At 31.8% G+C, this 19,476-nt stretch carries 18 protein-coding genes and 1 riboswitch; of the genes, 10 read left to right on the forward strand and 8 right to left on the reverse strand.

All coding sequences use genetic code 11. The features are described 5' to 3' along the window. Positions 1-84: 84 nt before the first annotated feature. Positions 85-188: riboswitch (glycine riboswitch) on the reverse strand. 239 nt (positions 189-427) lie between these two features. Then, on the reverse strand, positions 428-5,086 hold the full coding sequence (locus tag BUA82_RS11495; protein ID WP_073008088.1) for an Ig-like domain-containing protein: 4,659 nt from the start codon (positions 5,084-5,086) through the stop codon (positions 428-430). 435 nt (positions 5,087-5,521) lie between these two features. Here BUA82_RS11495 and BUA82_RS11500 point away from each other — a divergent pair, with 435 nt between their 5' ends. After that, the gene (locus tag BUA82_RS11500; RefSeq protein WP_073008091.1) at positions 5,522-6,058 is read left to right on the forward strand and encodes a TDE2712 family protein; all 537 of its coding nucleotides are present in this window, start codon (positions 5,522-5,524) and stop codon (positions 6,056-6,058) included. A 157-nt stretch (positions 6,059-6,215) separates the two neighbouring features. On the opposite strand, the gene BUA82_RS11505 is transcribed toward BUA82_RS11500, so the two are convergent. From BUA82_RS11505 to BUA82_RS11515, 3 genes are all read right to left on the reverse strand, one after another. Further along, positions 6,216-6,773 carry a DUF2238 domain-containing protein gene (locus BUA82_RS11505; protein WP_083599909.1) on the reverse strand — a complete coding sequence of 186 codons (558 nt, stop codon included), beginning with the start codon at positions 6,771-6,773 and terminating at the stop codon, positions 6,216-6,218. A 75-nt stretch (positions 6,774-6,848) separates the two neighbouring features. Beyond that, a complete protein-coding gene (locus BUA82_RS11510) occupies positions 6,849-7,997 on the reverse strand; it encodes a Card1-like endonuclease domain-containing protein (protein WP_073008096.1) in 1,149 nt (382 codons plus the stop codon). An 88-nt stretch (positions 7,998-8,085) separates the two neighbouring features. Continuing rightward, a complete protein-coding gene (locus BUA82_RS11515; protein WP_073008098.1) occupies positions 8,086-8,826 on the reverse strand; it encodes a hypothetical protein in 741 nt (246 codons plus the stop codon). 281 nt (positions 8,827-9,107) lie between these two features. Between BUA82_RS11515 and BUA82_RS11520 the strand changes: the two genes are divergently transcribed. The 9 genes from BUA82_RS11520 to BUA82_RS11560 all read left to right on the forward strand — a co-directional run bounded on the left by BUA82_RS11520 (position 9,108) and on the right by BUA82_RS11560 (position 16,072). Further along, the gene (locus BUA82_RS11520; RefSeq protein WP_073008100.1) at positions 9,108-9,470 is read left to right on the forward strand and encodes a YmaF family protein; all 363 of its coding nucleotides are present in this window, start codon (positions 9,108-9,110) and stop codon (positions 9,468-9,470) included. A 230-nt stretch (positions 9,471-9,700) separates the two neighbouring features. Next, positions 9,701-10,069, forward strand: a complete 369-nt coding sequence (locus tag BUA82_RS11525) for a hypothetical protein (protein ID WP_073008102.1) — start codon at positions 9,701-9,703, stop codon at positions 10,067-10,069. Between the two features lie 243 nt (positions 10,070-10,312). Continuing rightward, positions 10,313-10,906 (forward strand): class I SAM-dependent methyltransferase, encoded by a 594-nt coding sequence (locus BUA82_RS11530; protein ID WP_073008103.1) that lies wholly within the window; start codon positions 10,313-10,315, stop codon positions 10,904-10,906. A 171-nt stretch (positions 10,907-11,077) separates the two neighbouring features. Further along, positions 11,078-11,551: a stage V sporulation protein AC gene (gene spoVAC / locus BUA82_RS11535; RefSeq protein ID WP_073008104.1), complete on the forward strand. Its 474-nt coding sequence runs from the start codon at positions 11,078-11,080 to the stop codon at positions 11,549-11,551. Further along, positions 11,552-12,553, forward strand: coding sequence for a stage V sporulation protein AD (spoVAD, locus tag BUA82_RS11540; protein ID WP_073008105.1), 1,002 nt, complete (start codon positions 11,552-11,554; stop codon positions 12,551-12,553). Between the two features lie 16 nt (positions 12,554-12,569). After that, on the forward strand, positions 12,570-12,923 hold the full coding sequence (gene spoVAE, locus BUA82_RS11545) for a stage V sporulation protein AE (RefSeq protein WP_073008106.1): 354 nt from the start codon (positions 12,570-12,572) through the stop codon (positions 12,921-12,923). A gap of 231 nt (positions 12,924-13,154) precedes the next feature. Next, positions 13,155-14,075, forward strand: coding sequence for an acyl-CoA dehydratase activase-related protein (locus BUA82_RS11550; RefSeq protein WP_073008108.1), 921 nt, complete (start codon positions 13,155-13,157; stop codon positions 14,073-14,075). Then, on the forward strand, positions 14,047-15,144 hold the full coding sequence (locus BUA82_RS11555) for an acyl-CoA dehydratase activase-related protein (protein ID WP_073008110.1): 1,098 nt from the start codon (positions 14,047-14,049) through the stop codon (positions 15,142-15,144). Before BUA82_RS11550 ends, BUA82_RS11555 begins: the two co-directional genes overlap by 29 nt. Continuing rightward, complete coding sequence (locus tag BUA82_RS11560; RefSeq protein WP_073008112.1) at positions 15,125-16,072, forward strand: acyl-CoA dehydratase activase; 948 nt, start codon at positions 15,125-15,127, stop codon at positions 16,070-16,072. The genes BUA82_RS11555 and BUA82_RS11560 overlap by 20 nt, the downstream gene beginning before the upstream one ends. 389 nt (positions 16,073-16,461) lie before the next feature. Here the strand turns inward: BUA82_RS11560 and BUA82_RS11565 are convergent, their stop codons facing one another. The 4 genes from BUA82_RS11565 to BUA82_RS11575 form a co-directional block, all read right to left on the reverse strand. Further along, complete coding sequence (locus BUA82_RS11565; RefSeq protein WP_073008114.1) at positions 16,462-16,743, reverse strand: ATP cone domain-containing protein; 282 nt, start codon at positions 16,741-16,743, stop codon at positions 16,462-16,464. A gap of 219 nt (positions 16,744-16,962) precedes the next feature. Then, complete coding sequence (locus BUA82_RS11570; protein WP_073008116.1) at positions 16,963-18,666, reverse strand: tetratricopeptide repeat protein; 1,704 nt, start codon at positions 18,664-18,666, stop codon at positions 16,963-16,965. Between the two features lie 15 nt (positions 18,667-18,681). Beyond that, positions 18,682-18,837, reverse strand: coding sequence for a hypothetical protein (locus BUA82_RS20695; RefSeq protein ID WP_178140725.1), 156 nt, complete (start codon positions 18,835-18,837; stop codon positions 18,682-18,684). A 180-nt stretch (positions 18,838-19,017) separates the two neighbouring features. Beyond that, positions 19,018-19,305, reverse strand: a complete 288-nt coding sequence (locus BUA82_RS11575) for an ATP cone domain-containing protein (RefSeq protein ID WP_073008118.1) — start codon at positions 19,303-19,305, stop codon at positions 19,018-19,020. Between the last annotated feature and the right edge of the window lie 171 nt (positions 19,306-19,476).

Raw genomic sequence — 19,476 nt, forward strand, 5'->3', positions numbered from 1 at the left:
TCCCTGTAATTTACCTGAGAGATTCTACATAAATGCATTGCTCCTACGGCGATCCGACTTAACTTCGGATACTTTCCAGAGATCCATCAAGTAACGCTCCTTGTGCCTGAAAGTTTCTATAAAAAGCTTGGCATCTTTTCTATATTTCTCCTTCGGCTATCCTTTAAGATATCTCCCGTTACTCTCACTTGGAAAATATTTATAATATACTTCAATTATATGTCTACTTGTAATTGTTTGCAACTGATAAAAGCATAGAATTATTAAAATATTGTAAATTATTAAAATAATATTATCTAATAGTAAATATTAGTAAAATTTTAAATAAAAAAAAGCTGAAGTACTATTTTTATCCTAGCACTTCAGACAAATAATAATTATTTAATGATTATACTTTATTTAATATGGTTTATATCTTGCCACCATATTATGGATTAAAAAGATTACAAATAAAGTCTATTATTAAACCTACCCAGTATTTCACTTCAGCATATTTTTCATCTGGAATAACTACCACTTCACAAGTATCAGTATGCCCTCCATCCAAAGATGTTACTGTTACTATAGCTCTACCTGGTTGTAAGCCCTTAACTTCCGCTAGCTTACCGTTCTTTGCTGTTACGCTTATAATAGGGCTATTTGTACTCCATGTAACAGCCTTAATATCTGCATTACCTGGATTTACGCTAACATTAAGCTTTTCTTCTTTACCAGCTTTAATCACTATGGCAGATTCATTTAAACTTACGGATTTAACTGCATTTTTAGCTACTGCTACAATGCACTCTGCCTTAAATCCACCTTCTTCTGAAGTAGCAGTAATTTTAACCACTCCTACCTTATTAGCTGTTACCTTACCATTTTCATCTACAGAAGCTATCTTATTATCACTGGATGTCCAAATAACCTTTTTGTTAGTAGCATTTTCAGGTCTAAAACTTACATTAAGGACTTCAGAGGTACCAGGTTTTAAACTTAAGTTTATTTTATTTAAGCTTATGCCTTGTAGTGGAACATTAGGATCCATTACAGTTACTTCACAATAATCAGTAAACCCGCCATCCACAGTGGTTACTAATATAATGGTTTTACCTGGTGCTAGAGCTTTAACCATTCCATTTTCATCCACAGTAACTACCTCTTTGTTACTAGAACTCCACACCACATTTTTATCTGTGGCATTTTCAGGAAGAATTTCTGCGCTAAGCTGTACATTATCATTAATTTTTAATTCTAATGAGCCCTTATTTACTTTTACACCAGTTACAGGTGTTTTTAATTTTATTATTTCTGCAGTATTTCTAACCCTTAATCTATGCCCTTCAGTATCTTCTGAGGCAAGTCCAATGGCACTCACCATATCTCCTACTTTTATATTTTTATCCCATTTTCCTAGCATTTCTGGATTGTCAGTATCATCACCTATATACCCATTAACGTATACCCTTGCTTCACCACTTCCATCATCAATAAATAATGAGTTTTCAGTGATACTCTTGACCTTACCTATTACCTTTACTAATAATCCTTCATTTTCTTCTAGCATGCTGTCTTTGGTAGATATTTCTCTTGGCTCTACTATAGAAATACCTTCATCTAATATTTCAATGTCTAGATTCTCATTGGATATTTGAATTTCAGTATCCCCTTCATAATGATCCACAATACCGGTTATCCTTACCTTAGAACCTAGTGGAAGAGCCTTTGATGAAACACCAAATACTGTTATTCCACCAGTTTCGTCTTGTATATATGCTACATCAAAGAAGGCTGTATTTTTAACTGCTGATTTAGAAGCTGCTGTTACTCTACCTTCCACCATAACCTTACCTTTTCCTAAAAGGTCAGGTATTCCATCCTTATCCTTATCTATTCTCACTTCTTGTATGGTCTTTTTGCTTGGTGCTATTAGCCAGTTTAACACATTTTCTGTAATTTGCTTATTAGCATAAATATTATCTCCTGCAGTTTCAAAGTCGCTAAAGAAAGTAGTTCCTGCTACGATTACCTTTCCTCCAGATGGAAGTACTTCTGCAGCTAATGAGTAAACATTTCCTTTTTCTAAAGATATAGCATCATTTTGAAGGTCTGAATCTAATATTTCTGTGGTTTCATGGCCTTTTACTAACCAATCCACCTTACTGTCATCTCCACCTTCTTTTAGAATAACTGAACATCCACTGTAGGCACTGTAAGTCAATCCTTCAGGTATATTTTTAGTCAAGTTATATTTTGTAGAAGTATATTTATCAAAGTATAATCTAAATTCCTGCCCGCCATTGGATGTTTTATCTATAACTTCATCATCATTAAATCTTAAATTAGAATCTATAGCTTCTAATACATTATTTCCCTGTACAGAGCTTTCATACATTCTTTCAGTGACACCTTTGTCATCATAATCTGCTCTGGAAGTTATAATAAGAGAGTTACCTCTGCTTATAAAATCCTTAATAGCTTGTACTTCTCCATCTTTATAGTAGGACTTATATAAATTGTAGGTAGTTTTATCTTTACTTTGAGGATCTGTTAGTATAAGAATTTTTGCATCTTTCAAATCCTCTTCAGTAATGTCATCATTATTTTCCACCAACATATATTTCTTTTCTCCCAGCATGGCTTTAAGAGAATTGATTTTGCCAGCATAGTCTCCAGAAACATATTGATTATAGTGGCCAGCATCTATTACCACTTTAATAACATCTTGTGGGTTTACTATATCGACTTTGGTGCTCTCAATAGAGGCCTTAATTTCTCCGCCTACATTTACCAGCACCCTGGCATATATAGTATAATTACCTACACTTTCAGGTGTCCAAATAAACTCTGAATTGGCAGTCCCTGAGCTAGGTACTTTAGACACAATTTGCTCGCCAATTTTGTTTTCATCAACTATATTATTTATAAAATATTCTACTTTCAAGTTTTCTATAGGGTTACTACCGTTATTATATAGTGCTGTATTTATTGCCACAGGAGTTTTAACTGCGTATAAATTTTGATTAGTAGAAACTTTGGATACTCCTGCTAGCATCTGCGCTTGACCTGTCCATACTGGAGCTGTTACAGCAATATCCTTATCAACTTGATCAACTCTTACATAGTAGTATGAATATTGAGGATTAAGGGTTAAATTCCAAGAAGCTATATTACTATCAAAAGTCTTGGAGGCTACCACTACCCCTCCGTTAGCTATTATAGATACCTTACCTATTTTATCGCTTACATCCGGGTCTGTAATATCTATATTTATATCTATAGATTTAGGATTAGATAAGAATGACCCCATTACTTGGTTGTTTGCTTTGTACATTACTCTAAGGTTGTTATCTTCTGATGCATAGGTTCTCATATTTCTCAAAGCATCGTATACGGATTCTCTAGACAATTCATTAGCTAGTACAACGGTTCTAGCATTATTAGAGGTTATCCAATTCCCTTTATGGTTATCTTGATTATTTGTAGGTGCCAAATGCCATCCCTTATCCAAAGCTCTAGTATATTCATTATAGCTTGGGAAATATCCACTTCCTCTTACAGGTCCCTCCCCATTCCCTACTTCTATCAAGGTTACAACCTTATCCACTTGAGGATCATAATATCCATAATCTCCAAAATCCCCGAAGGTTGTCCCTGGGTGATTAAGCTGTGATATAGACTGAGGTACTTTTTTTAGTTCATTGTAGTACATTTGAAGGTCTACAGCTTTACCACCAATTTTACTATTTCTTGAAAGGAACCCTTCAGTGTTAAAGGTATTCATGTGCCCCCATCCACCGGTACTTCCACTCCAAGTCATTTCATAACCAGCTATAGCTGCAAACTTTCCATCTTGGTTGTATTTATCTGCAGTTAAATGAAGATTCTTCCACTCAGTGCTTGTAGAACCATTAATTAAGGTTGCGCTGGTATCATTATCTAGGGAATTAGAGTGATCGGTTACAGCAAAAAAATCCGCCTTAGCTGTTTCTTTAGCCCATTTGTATGCATCTTCTGGAGTGCCTTGTCCATCTGAGTAGTTAGTATGGCTGTGGAGTTGTCCAAAGTAGAAATTATAGCTCTGCTCTCCTACAAAGAAGTTCCAAGTGAATATAGTTTTATTTGCAGTAGCACTTTTATCTGATACTTCTAGTGTTACCACATGTTGACCTTTTGAAAGATCACTTTCTGGAGTGTAGCTTATTTTGTTTTCTGTTATATAAGCTTTATTAGTGACATCATTACCATCTAATAATAATTTAATAGAAGATGTATCTACCCCTGCAAGGTCGCTATACTCAGCAGTAATAACAGGTTTTGTAACATTCCCTGTACTTGACCCGCTTTCAGGAGATATATTTTTAACTTCTGGACCAACTATATCAGAAGCTGCTAACACCTTAACGTGGCAGCTGGCAGTGAAGTTACCATCCTCTGTAGTTACAGTTATTATTGCAGTCCCCTCTGAAACTCCCATAACCACTCCACTATTAACTGTGGCTATATCAGGTTTATCTGAGGACCATTTAACATTTTTATTGGAAGCATTGGCAGGAAGTATTTCAGCTTTTAATTCAGCAGTACCTCCCTTAGGCATTTCTAAAGATGCCTTATCTAATTTAATTGCTGTTACCGCCACCGGTGAAGAGCTTACTTCCTCCATGGCTGTGATGTTTTTAAGCCCTACATGAGGGGTAAAATAAGGTGTTAAATTTCCAGTGGTCTTTACTAATATACCAAGCTTATTAGGATTAGTCTTTAAACCAAAATTTGTTCTAAAATCTCCAGCAGGAATCTGAACATATAGCATCTTATTTACATCTGTTTCATTAGGCGAATCCGCTATAGCTACAGCTGTATCACCAGTGTATGCACTGGTAATAACTTTTTTCTCTGCAGTGGGTTGACCAACAATATACCCCTGCACTGTTTTTACACTATTATCTTGAATTAATATACTTTGAGCCACGGTAAAAGGATTGTCCCAAGCGCCTGTACCCTCTGCTGCTCTAACTCTTTTGATGTTTACAGGAAGAAGTACATTACTAAACAAAAAGCATAGAGCTACCAAGAGATAAAACGTTTTAAATCTTTTAATTTTTTTCATAGATACTCCCCTCTTATAACTTTATAATTTCCATAGTGAGCTAAATTTCCCTGTACCAACACCTCCAATTCTATTATTTTCAAAGGTCCTAAGGGTGTTACATAATTATGCTTACCGTCATAGCTTTGAAAACGTTTAAATGCATGCTAAACTCCTTAGTAATCCTAGGTAAAGTGCATAGTTATGCTTATTTAAATTATGCTGAATATATGCATTATATGTTATATATAATACTATATTAACCTTTTTTTACACTTAATGTAAGTATATAAATATATAATATCTGTAACATTTCATTTGTTAAAAAACAAGAATCCTATTAGAGTCTTTATAAATTTCATTTGTAAACCTTTTACCTTAGTATTAAAATTAAAGATAGTTATAGAAAACTTACTTTTAAAAATGTTAAACTATAAATTTTTAGGGGGAATACCTATGCTAAAAAGTATAAAAGTGAATTTAGAAGCCATTGAAGCCATGCTTTATTTCTGGCAAGCAGCATCTGAAAAGGAAAATGTAGCTGAAAGCTTTTTTTATGATGTGGCCTCTATGAGAGGCATGAAATTAGCCTATAATACGGATTTTAATGCCGAATCTGTTAGAAAAGTTCTTAGTGCTATAAAAAATAGAGAGCTTCTTTCTGATGCTACAAAAGCTGAAAAAAGGTTTTGGAATAATAACATGTGGATGATGGAGGACTTGGAGTATACCTCCAGCATGGCTGCACCTATAAAAGTTCTAAATCTAGATCCTATGATCCAGTTAATAAATGAAAGAATTCCTGACATAAAAAATGAAGAGCTGGAAGTGATTTTCGCTCCCCTTCATTTAGAGGAGTATTATGTAAAAGATAATACTTTAATAATTAACTTCTTCAGAGTTAAACCTAGCGACTTTGATGATAATACTTTTATTGGAGAAGTTAAATTAGAAGATTATATCATGGAAAAACTAATGGCTATGTGCAAATAAATTTTCTCATAGACAGAAATACTACAGGGTAAACATGAACAACATGCTTACCCTGTAGTAATATATTTCTTATTATTTAAATGTAAGTTCTTCAATAGTTTTTGGAATACATTATATGTGGTGTATTACTGCCTAACATCTCCAGCACTGATTTCAGTTATTTTCTAAGTAAAGTTCTATGAAGCGCGGCTATTATGGCACCTACGGTGTTAAAGATCATATCCATGTTAGTATCTATCACATTTCCTTGACTAGGAAATTGAGGTTTTAATACTATGTCAATGGTAAACTCTATAAACTCAAAAAATACACCTAACGTTACTCCTAAACAAAGAATAAATATAAAATCACGAGATTTTTCAAGATAATCTTTTTTAATAGTTTGATTTATTAATGAATAGCTTAACAAAGTGAAAGAGTAAGTTCCTACTGCATGAAGTACTTTATCAAAAATAAAGGATTTAACATAAAGATTTAAAAAATCTCCTATAAAAGTATGGGCGAGTATGGTTAATATAATAAAAAATCTAGTGTAATTACTTAAATGCAAATTATATTTAACTTCTATAAAAGTATAAATAATGAAAAAAAAAGTTGTGGCCAAAACTTCATAGATATACATATATTGCTTATTTTTAAATAATAACAAGCCAATAATTATCTGTAAAAATATAAAAATTAATGTACTATAAATCATAAACTTATTTTTTTTCATAATCTCTCCTCCAATCTACTATTTATAGCTTATCCATATGAGGAAAAATTATAGTATTCAATTTAATCAATTAAATTAGTTAATAATAGCTTTTAAACTGTCTCTTAGCAGCTGTTGATTTCCATGGAAAATAATTATCTTTATGCCCATTTCCTCTGCTCTTAACAGCGTTGTGTTCTTACTAGGTGGGCCAGTAGCTACAAGTATTTTAATAGCATCTTCCCCTCCAATTTTCTCCGCATAAACTTCTAACTCATTAAGGGCAATCTCGTCATAATTTTGAGTATCTTTGCAAGAAATATATATAAGCTGGGAATTGGCCGTAGCTAGCACATCTGCCTCATTTTTAAGCTTTTCTTTATCACTATCCCATAAAAATACTACTCCTGCTCTTACATCTTCCATAGAATTTATACTTTTTACAGCTTTATAGACTATTATTTCTAACCATGTACCAGCTTTAAATAGAAATGATTTATAATCATGATTGGCAAACTCCAGCATTAATGAGTTATGTTTTCCTTTAGAAAGCTTTAAAATTCCTAACTCCTGGCATTTTTTGAAGAATGGCATATATTCAGAAAAATTATCAATAATTCTTGTATTCATAGTTACAGACAAGGGGTAAAATTCACTGTATTGAATGTATAAGTTATTTCTTAATATGTACTTTAAATTTAACCACATTTTATAATTAGACATTATGTAAATCATCATGTCATTTATTTTTTTATCATTATAAAATTTGGTATTATCATTGAGTATCTTTCCTCCTGCACTGGCTATTAAATCCTCTACATTCATTTCTTGTAAAGGAAACTCTATAGGAGTGGGCTCTTTTGAAGTCAAATCTAATATAACTTCATTATCCATATTGGAAAATACAGCAATATATCCTTTTTCTTCACAGATTTTAAAGGCTAATAGGTTTAAAAGCCTGCTGCCACGAGATAAATTAATCACAGTATCTTTTTTTGAATAAGAAATAATTAAATCTGAAAGTTCTTTATATGAAACATTATTTAATATTCTATTTTCCACAGTAACTAAAGGAAGTTTAGAGAGAAGGTGTTCCTTAATATTTTCAAAATCATCCAAAATAGCCTCCTCATCATCTGAAATAAATATTATGTTTTTAGGCTTCAAATTAATTGCTGCATATATACTTGCACCATTATACTTATCAAAGAAACAAATTAAATTATTACAATGAATACTCTTCATAAAACCCCTCATTTCTAAATCCTAAAAAAATGTGAGGTTTTCCCAAAAGAATACACCTCACATTTTAATTTTTAATAGATTCAAAATTTTATTTTCTATTTCTCCTGGTAGTGCGCCAAATACCGCACACTCTATGTGTTTCCTCATACTCACCTATATATTCAAAATATATATCGTTAAACTCAAAATCCTTTCTATTTTCTCTTTCTCTTAAAGGACTCCAACTTACATCCCTATAACTTGGGTGAAAATTATTCCCATCCGTTACGATAATAGCTCCATTGACTAATTTTGATGTTAAAATTTTAAAAAGCTGTGGGGAAAACCACCACTGTCCACTGCCACCTTCCCCAGGGGAGTCTCCTCTATAAAAGAAAACTGATATGTCATTAAGGGTTAGCAATGACAAAAAACCATCATTTTTAATCGTAGTAAGTTTTATTTTACTTTTATCTTCAAGGAACCATTCAATTTTTTTGCTTCTATTAACAGTTCTTATACTTCCCAAATTAATACTAAAATAGTTATTAAGAGACCTACTAATATCTAAATTTCTATTTTCTAGATTAATGTGTACTTCTTCAATAATGCCTCTATGAATTTCTCCTTGAGATTTTTCCTTATATACTCTTGATTTCACATTATGATAAAAAATCATATCACAATTAGGATGTGGAAGCTTTACATCTCTTATATCTGCAAATATCATATTATCTACTAAGGATCCAAAAAGCTCAATAGGCTCTAAAGTGTCATATCCAGCACAAGGATAAAAAAGAACTCCTTCTGGAACTTTTATTCCAAACTTCTTGTAAAAATTATCAAACATCATTTATCCCCCTTTATACCCATAAAAGAAATGATTATAAAAAATATTGGAATTTACCTCCTCTCTATTTATCCGATAGCTAACCGCTCCTAATTCCCATTCAATTTTATATATACATGTGCTTCATTTAATATTTTACCTTATTTAAATTTTACATTATTTTTAGAATATTCTCAATTTTAATTTTATATTTTTAATGAACATTCTGAGACATTAGTAATAGTATGTATTATGTGAATGACAATAATCTTCACTAATTTTTACAAAGGAGATAAAGTGATATGGAAAACTCAAAGAAAATAGTACTTCCCCCATACTGTGACCCACCTGAAATTACACCTCATGTACACGAATTTGAACAAAGCACAAAATTAGCAGAAACGGGAGCAGACACACACAATCATCGACTTGCTGGCGTTACCAGTCAAGTTATACCCATAACAGATGGCGACCACGTTCATGCTATACTTTCAAACACTGATTCTTTAGACCATAATCATGAAATCGGTGTAATAACAGGACCTAGTATTCCTATTCCCAATTCCACTAAGCATGTTCATTTGGTATCTGGTACTACTACTTTAGTGGATGGACATGTTCACGAATTTCTTTTTACTACACAAATTGATAGTCCGCTTGTGTAAGTAAAGATTTAATGGAGAGGAGACTCCTATAGTCTTCTCTTTTATATTACCTAAATTAAAATATTTCCAACTATTAAATATTGTATTTAATATTGCTTAATAAGTTATATATAACCACTATAAGCGACATTACAACTATTAAAATGTATAATTCAGCTATTATATATAAACTTTAATAGATGCTTGTACTATATTATCTTTAACAGAATAATTGTTGGAGGTAAATAAAGTTGATTGGAGTAGAACTCATTAGCTGGAAAGCACTAAAAAAACTTCATAGGTATATTGATGGTGATGACATAATTTATTGTTGTGAATGCAAAAACACTGGAGTAAAATTGGACTTTTTTTCAGAAGAAATTAATAGAAAATCACCCTTTTGCACTGTAGCTCTTACCTCTTCAAAGATGTGTATTATTTATGATATCTGCGGCGATGATCTATGCTATTCAATACCTTTATCCTCAATAAAGGAAATTAACTATGCAGAGAAGGATAATGGGAATAGTTCCATAGGAATAAGCTATGGAAAAAATAAATTCAATCTAGAAATGTATCACAGAGAAGCTGAGAAGGTAATACTATATATTAGTAAATAAATAAACTAAGTTCCCCCTATTTTCCCTTGTAGAAATAATTATTACAAATTTCTATAAGGGATTTTTTTAATGGTTTTATTTAAGAATTTCCTTACATTTTTTAAAAGCTAACAATTATTCTAAAGAATTCAAATTAATAACTTTAAGTAACTAAACTATTAATATTCTGATAATAACGCAATCTTTTCCTTAGTATAGGTTAGAATATAAAGTGATTTTAATGTAGTACTAAGGGGTGTAATTATGAAAATAATGAATGAACAATTTGCTAATCCACAAGGGGTTGTGGGTAAATTAGCAGGTTTTTTAATGCAGGCTAAGGATAAGAATCAAAGCAGTTGGGTTGTTTCCAACTCACGAATTAAGCCAAATACGAAAGTCCTAGAAATAGGTTATGGACCAGGCCTTGGAATAGAAAGCGCCTCTGGATTTGCTTATGAGGGATTTACTGCTGGCATTGATATTTCAAATGTTATGTTGATGCAAGCATCTAAAAGAAATTCTGAAAATATAAGTAAAGGCAAAGTAAAACTACTTCAAGGAAATGTGAATGAAATACCCTTTGAGGACAATTATTTTGACATGGTATTTTCAGTTAACAGTATGCATTACTGGGAAGACTTACAGGAAGCCTTAAAAGAAATAAAAAGGGTTCTTAAACCTGGTGGAGAAGTTTGTATATCTCTTCATCCAAAATGGTTTAAAATCGAAGCAGACTCAATTTTACTAAGAGAAGAGATAAAAGCCTCAGTGGAAACTTCTGGATTTAAAAATGTTAAAGCAAATCAACTTAATTTGAAACCAGTATCAGCTTTCTGCATTTATGGTATAAAGTAGCTTATTTTTTAATGTGCTTATAAATTCTAAAACTAATGCATGTAATGTGTACATGCATTAGTTTTTTTATTTAAGTAACTCTAAAAATACTTTTAAATTTAAAAGCCTTAAATACTAATAATTTTAGAAATATTGCTAAAAATAACATAGACAACACAGGAGGTGTAAAAAATGCCCGAAAACAAAAAACTAAACATATCCAAAGAAGAATATAAAGAATATGCTGATAAAAGAAAACCCAAGAGACCTGTATTAAAAAATTGCTTTAGAGCATTTATAGCAGGAGGAATAATCTGTACCATAGGTCAGTTTCTTCAATGGTTCTTTATCACTTACTTTGGATTTACAGTAGAAACAGCAGGCAATCCCGCCACAGCAATACTCATTATATGTTCTATCCTTTTAACAGGTTTTGGAGTCTATGACCATATAGCTCAATGGGCTGGAGCAGGTACTGCAGTGCCTGTTACTGGATTTGCAAACACCATTGCTTCTGCTTCCATTGAACATAGAACAGAAGGTTATGTGTTAGGTGTAGGTGGTAATATGTTCAAGTTAGCTGGATCCGTCATAGCTTTTGGAGTATTCTCAGCTTTTGTGGTTTCCATAATAAAATTGCTATTTAAATGGTTAGGGGGTATGTAAATGCTACAGGGTAAACAGACTTGGTTATTTCAATCAAAGCCATTTATAGCTGCTTCCGCCGCTGTAGGAGGCCCTTTTGAAGCTAAAGGTCTTCTTTCTAAAGATTTTGATATACTTCATGATGATGTATGGCTTGGACAGGATAGCTTTGAAAAAGCTGAAAAGGTATTGCTTCAAGAGGCCTGTGAAACAGCTATAAAAAAGGCAGGATTAAAAAAAGAACAAGTTCAGTTTTTTATAAGCGGAGATTTAATGAATCAGATTATTTCCAGCAGCTTTGCTGCAAGAGCACTGGGTATACCTTATTTGGGAGTTTTCGGTGCTTGTTCTAGCTCTATGGAAAGCTTGGCTTTAGCTTCATTTATTATAGATAACAAAGGAGCTGATTATATAGTAGCTGGTGCCTCTAGCCATAATGTATCTGCTGAAAAACAATTTAGATATCCAACAGAGTACGGTGGTCAAAAACCCCCTACAGCACAGTGGACAGTAACTGGTGCAGGTGCCGGCCTAATTTCTAGCAAAGGAAGTGGTCCTAGAATAGTATGTGCTACCATTGGCAAAATAGTAGATAAAGGCATTTCTGATCCTTTTGATATGGGTACCGCTATGGCTCCTGCTGCTGTAGATACTTTATTATGCCATTTTAACGATTTGGGTATAGATCCTACATATTATGATCTTATTGCCACAGGTGATTTAGGAAATGTGGGTCACGCTATTGCCTCAGATCTTTTAGAAAAAAGCGGTATGAAAATACCTCCTGGCATATTCACCGACTGTGGTACCCTTATTTATAGCAAGGATCAACCAGTTATGTCAGGAGCTAGTGGGTGTGCCTGTTCTGCTACAGTTACTTATGGCCATTTTATGAATCTCATGAGGAAAGGTGATTTAAGAAGGTTATTGGTGGTTGCTACTGGTGCCTTACACTCACCTATTTCATATCAGCAGAAGGAAACAATTCCTTGTATAGCTCATGCTGTATCCATAGAAATTTAATGAAAGGAGTATTAATATGGATAAATTTATTTGGGCTTTTATAGTAGGTGGCGGTATCTGCATTATTGGCCAATTAATGATGGACGTTTTAGAACTAACCCCCGCTCATACCATGAGTACACTAGTGGTTATTGGTGCAATACTTGGGGGGTTAGGTCTATATGACCCTTTAGTTAAATTTGCAGGTGCTGGTGCTTCTGTGCCTATAAGCAGCTTTGGCAATTCTTTAGTTAAAGGTGCCTTACAGGAAGCTGAACAAGTTGGAATCATAGGGGTGCTTACAGGAATTTTTCAGATTACTAGCGCTGGAATCTCAAGTGCCATAATATTTGGTTTCTTAGCCTCATTAATATTCAAACCAAAAGGGTAATAGATGAGCTAATCTCGTATTTGGCGCATTCTCTACTTCTTCGTAGCCTCTAAAGCTACATCTTTCCTCTATTAAAAACTTTAGGGGTGGAGAAGAAGTTTCAATTAAAATATATTTCTAAAATAAAAATCCAGAGTAAAATCTGGATTTTTATTTTATAAGTATACTTTTTTATTAATAGGCAAGAATACTCAAATGTAAGTAAATTTCTAGAAAGGATATAAATTTTATATGAAGGTAGGAATCCCTAAAGGACTTTTATACTATAAGTATCACACATTTTTTGAAAGCTTTTTTACAGAATTAGGTGCAGATATAGTACTTTCTCCAGACACTAATAAAGAAATATTAGATGCTGGTATTAAACACTGTGTAGATGAAGCATGTTTACCAGTTAAAATATTTCACGGTCATATATATTCCATAAAGGATAAATGCGACGTAATTTTAATACCACGTATTATGCAGCTTCAAGAAAGAGAATTCATCTGTCCCAAATTTTGCGGACTTCCAGAAATGGTATTAAACTCAATTTCCCCTATGCCAAAGGCTATCACCGCTCCTATTTATGCAGTATCCAAGGATAAGTTTTATACTTGGGCAAAAGAAGCTGGAAAAACACTTAATATAAATGATAGTAAAATAAAATCTGCTCTTAGCATTGCCCTTCAGAAACAAGAAAGAGCCACAACAGGTATAAAGGATAAAAATTATCCTATAAATATTGCCTTAGCTGGACACCCTTACAATGTTTATGACGACTTCGTAAACATGAATTTAATAAAGAAACTTAATAAATTAGGAGTAGGTGTCATTACAGAGGAGTTTGCTGATGATAGCTTGTCAAGTTTAGCTGTAAGTAAGCTATATAAAAAACCATTTTGGACCTTTGCAAGAAATAACTATGGATTTGCCATTCAAGCAGCTTCTAATAATAGTGTACAAGGAATTATATACATATCTTCCTTTGCTTGTGGCATAGACTCTGTGGTAATTCAGCTTATTAATGATAAGATTCAAGATTTCCCCTTCATGGTTTTAAAAATAGATGAACACACCGGTGAAGCAGGGTTAGACACAAGAATAGAAGCTTTTGTAGACATGCTAGAAAGGAGCATCCACCTTGAAAATAACATTTCCTCATCTAGGTAACGTATATATTGCAGTAAAGGCTCTTTTTAACGACCTAGAAATAGAGTGTATAATCCCACCCTTTACCAATAAGAAAGCTTTAGAAATCGGTTCATTGTATTCTTATGATGAAATGTGCTTGCCTTATAAAATAATGATAGGAAATTATATTCAAGCCATTGAACAAGGTGCAGATACTGTAGTTCTCACTGGAAGCTGCGGCCCTTGCAGATTTGGTGAATACTGTGAACTTCAGATGAATCTTTTAAAAAAGCTTGGCCATAATTTAGATTTTATAGTCATAGATAGCCCTGGAGATATTGGAACAAAAGAACTTTTAAATAGGATTTTTAAAATTTCTTCTAATAGCCCTCTACCAAAATATCAAAAGTTTAAGGCATTATCTAATGCTATGAAGGTTATAAATGAAATGGACGAAATTGAAGCCAAAGCAAGATATTTAGCTGGCTATGAGAAAAATAAAGGAAGCTGTAAATTTTTATTAAATAAATGCAAAGAAGAAGCTCTTAATTGCAAAAACTCCAAAGAAATGATGCACATATTTGAAAAATATAAAGACAAATTAAATAGCTTGGAAATGGATAATCATAAAGAGCCTATTAAGATAGCCATAATTGGAGAAATTTACACCATAATCGAGGCTTTTTCTAATTTGTATATAGAAGATAAACTTATGGATTTAGGTGTCTCTACTAAAAGAACTCTTAGCCCAAGTTGGTGGGTTAAGGATATGGTTTTGTCTCCTTTTAATTTAAATCAGAAGGAAATAAAAAGAGCTTCCAAAGATTATCTTTCCTTTGAAATAGGTGGTCATGCTAGGGAATGTATAGGGGAGGCCATATTAGCTTATGAAGAAGGTTTTCATGGTGCTATACAAATATTTCCTATGGGATGCATGCCTGAAATAGTTTCTAAAGCAATATTACCCTCCATATCTAAGGATAAAAATTTTCCTATAATGACTTTAGTGGTGGATGAAATGACTGGAGAAGCAGGCTACTTAACAAGAATAGAAGCCTTTGTGGATTTACTTGAAAGGAGAAGAGAAAATGTATTATCTTGGAGTTGATGTAGGCTCTGTGAGTACAGATATTGTACTCATTAATGAAAACTTAGATATAATTGAAAAGTTTTATTTAAGGACTAAGGGTAGACCTATAAGTGCCATACAGCAAGGTTTTAAATTTCTAAAAGAAAAGTACTCACATATATGCATAAATGGAGCTGGTACCACTGGCAGTGGAAGGCATATTTCTTCTGCATTAATTGGTGCTGATGCAGTAAAAAATGAAATTACCGCTCACGCCGTAGCAGCTTTAGAAATAGACAAGGATGTTAAAACTATTATAGAGATTGGTGGTCAAGATTCTAAAATTATTATTTTAAGAAATGGAGTAGTTATGGATTTTGCCATGAATACAGTATGTGCTGCAGGAACAGGTTCTTTCATAGATAGGCAAGCAGAAAGACTTGAAATACCTATTGAAGACTTTGGAGATTATGCATTGAAATCAAATAATCCTATTAGAATTGCTGGAAGGTGCGCTGTATTTGCGGAATCAGATATGATACACAAGCAACAGCTTGGTTATAACGAAAGTGACATAATTAGAGGTCTCTGCGAAGCTCTGGTAAGGAATTACCTTAATAATGTTGCAAAAGGAAAAGAAATATCCCCTAAAATATTCTTTCAAGGTGGGGTAGCTGCCAATATAGGAATAAAAACTGCCTTTGAAAAGGCATTAGGATACGAAGTGTTTGTGCCACAAAATTATAACATGATGGGTGCTATAGGTGCTGCTATATTAGCAAAAACCTCCGTTGAGAAAACTGGAAAATCTAATTTCAAGGGTTTATCTTTGGCAGATAGCTCTTTCCAATCTAAAAGCTTTGAATGTAATGGTTGCAGTAACAACTGTGAAGTAGTAAAAATTCAAGAAAATAGCATCCCTGTAGGCTGTTTTGGAGATAGATGCGGTAAATGGCAAGTGGTTTAAGCGAGTATTATCACACCACTTAAAGAAATGGGAGTATTAGGAGCGGTTAGCTATAGGATAAAAATTAAAATATATAATACAAAATAAAAAATAAATAAAATATTTTAATAATTATTATTGATAAGTAAAGATTATTGATATATAATACATATATACAATCCCATTTTAATTTCAGTGGAGATAACATTCTTAACCTCAAGTATGTTATTAGTACCCAAAGAAATTACCCCTAAGATTAAAAGTCCCTTTCTATTTAAATGAAGCGGAGAAAATCTTTGTTTAAATAGTTTATTTTAATCCCTCAGATACTCCCAAAAGTATTATAACCTTAAATTAGCCCTAGAAAACTCTAGGGCGTTTTTTTATTTAATTAATAATTAAATTTATATTTATTCGTTTACTTCTTCTAGTTTACCTGCATTTTCATAACTTTCACTAACTGACCTAAATCCTAATTCATTTAATGTTTCTATTATTATCTTTCTAAGTTCTGTGGATAATACTAAATCTTTAAACCTTTTCATCACCTTTTCTTCGATATCATCACTTATGAAATTTAAATCGCCCTCTGTCATAGGTTCTCTAATGTCATCGGATGCATTGCATATAGTTCTCTTAATCTTATCTAGGTTAAATTCCTGTAGTCTGGAGTCTCTTTTTTTTACTTTCATAAAAGTCATCTCCTTCACATGGTATTATTAACTTTATTATAGCACATTCTTAACTATATTTGAAATGTAGAGTAGGTTTTAAAAATCATATTTAGTAGATAAATATTTTTTTATTATAAAAGGCTGTAATATAAACATAACTGAAAGTTTATATTACAGCCTTAATTACCTTTATTAATTATCTTTTTAATCATTCTCCTATGTTATCCTTTTTCAATTTCATTCTTGTAGTTTTTCTCGTAGCTTTATAATTTCATATTTATATATACAATTAGTATCATAGTAGTCATTTAAAATTTTATCGATTATTGCAAGCTTTCTAGAAGCTACAGAAACGCTGTTCCCTGTTAAAAATTTAAAATACTCTTTTAGGGGTTCCTCTTTCTTAATGCCTTCTTGGAGTCTTCTATAACTTTCTAATACGCTTTTTAGTTCCGAAGAGTTATCCACTTGAGTAGCTTCTTCCAAGATTTTAACCGCATCATCCACGCTGGTTAAAAGGAGGATTTCTGCAAGCTTTCTATATGCCGAAGAGTTACAAGGATCTAGCATTATTACATTTTTAAAAGCCTTTTCTGCTTTTTCATTATCTTGAATCATTAAGGAGGCTAAGCCTATGTTATTCCATATAACAGCATCATAAGGATTTATATTAACAGCCTTTTCACAGCATTTAAGGGCTTCTTTGTATTTTTTATTTCTTTCATACATAACGCCAAGGTCCATATAAGCGTTAATATTTTCAGGGTTTTCCTGTAAATAAGTTTCCAATGCTAATATTCTAGTTTCATTAAATGGTTGCGCATGAACCATTTGAGTTTTAACTCTATCTGCATAAGAGCTGATATTATCTTCTGTTTGCTTTACTAAAAGTTCTTCAAACTCCTTTATAGTCATTCCCACTTCTTCACTAAAAGCATCTTCAAAACTTACCATTGATGCTTTAATCAATATATTTTTAATAACTTGCTCTCCTTTTAATAGAACCAAGTTATATATGGCAAAATATCCTTGATTATATACATTATATCCTTTATTTGAATAGTTAACCCAACCTTCTTTGGTAGAAATTGAGTTTAAAGGAATAATTGTATTAGGAAAAGTACCGTTAAATTTATCCGCTGCTTCACCAATATATTCAGCACTCCCCTCAGAAAACCATAAAGGAATAGAATTTAAATTTATTTTATTATATTCTGAAAACATGTGAAAATAATAATGTACATATTCATGTCTTAATATCTTTTTAAACTCACTAGTTTTGCTATTTATAGCTAATATATCACTGTAAGAATCCTTAACTAACATTCCTATGGTATTTTCTTTAGTTAAGGTATTTGTAAAATATACACCTGAAAATCCCTTTAACTCCTGGGAAATATTTTTAAAATTTTCTTCATTATAATGTAACTTTAATGTTAATGCTTGCAAAGATACTTTATCTAGCACCCTTTCACAATCTTCTTCAATATTATCAATATAATTTTTCACTACCGTAATACCTAACTTTGAACTTTCTCCATATATAAGTTTCACATTATTATAAATCTCTACGTTAAAAGAATCATAATAAAACTTAGATGCCTTAGTATTTTTAGCAACATTATACAAATTAGAATTTAAATCAGTCTTTTCTAAAGTAGTTAATGCAAATAGAGAAATAAAACCCAAATTAATATTAACTAATATCACCATGAATATGAGTATCATCGCCCCGGTGCTTTCCTTATAAATCAGTATTTTCTTTTTATTAAATATAATTCTTGTAATAATATAAATAATAAAAATAAAAAATAGAATAACACAAACATAATATAAGTTAATGATATTTTCAAAGGTTAGAAAAAAAATTACACTAGTGTACATCAAGGCAGTAAATATTATTAGTACACTTGATACTACTAAATATTTCAATACCTTCATATCCTCAATCCTTTTTTATTTTTTATCTGATAAAACAAGAAAAAAAGTTGCAACTGGTCCTAATATTAATGAAAGTAAAAACCAGTTTAAACCAGACCTATTTTTACCTTGAGCAAGTCCTGCATTAATCAATGAAAGTGTTCCCCAACCTACATAAAATTCTTTACTCAAATTATCCCTCCTTTATAAGCATATTAATTATATATTAAACTTTTTTAATAGTTAAAATAAATACTATTACTTTAATTATATATTAACGAATTTTTTACTACCAGTTATTTTAATATAGTTTACTTATTTTCGCAAAAAAAGCTCTATAATAGAGCTTTTAATAACTTCCTGTATTTATTTTCATATCTTTTCTATGAATTTTTTTAAACTTTCAGGCTCTTTATATGCTTTAGCTATATCAAAAAAAGCGCCATCCCTTAGTTCTTCCACTACTATATCTCTTATCTGTATATAAGTTATCTCATCTTTAAACCTGCTTCTAATCTTTTGAGACACTGCATTGGTAATTGTATTTAAATCTCCTTGATTTAAAGGTTTATTTATGCTGTCAGAAGTATTAGCAATAGATGTTTTTATTTTAGCAGAATCAAAACCTTCAACACCACCCAGTCTTTTAATGACTCTCATATGATCTCACCCTCCAAATTTATTCTAACTTAACTTATTCTAACAATTAAATCTAAATAAATTATATATACTTTGTAATGTATTTATTAATTTTACGAATACCTTAAAGTAATCTTTATATAGAGTTATTAATATTATAACTAGATATATAAAATTAAAAAGCAGAGTCCA

Source organism: Clostridium amylolyticum (assembly GCF_900142075.1).
Lineage (GTDB): Bacteria > Bacillota > Clostridia > Clostridiales > Clostridiaceae > Clostridium_AA > Clostridium_AA amylolyticum.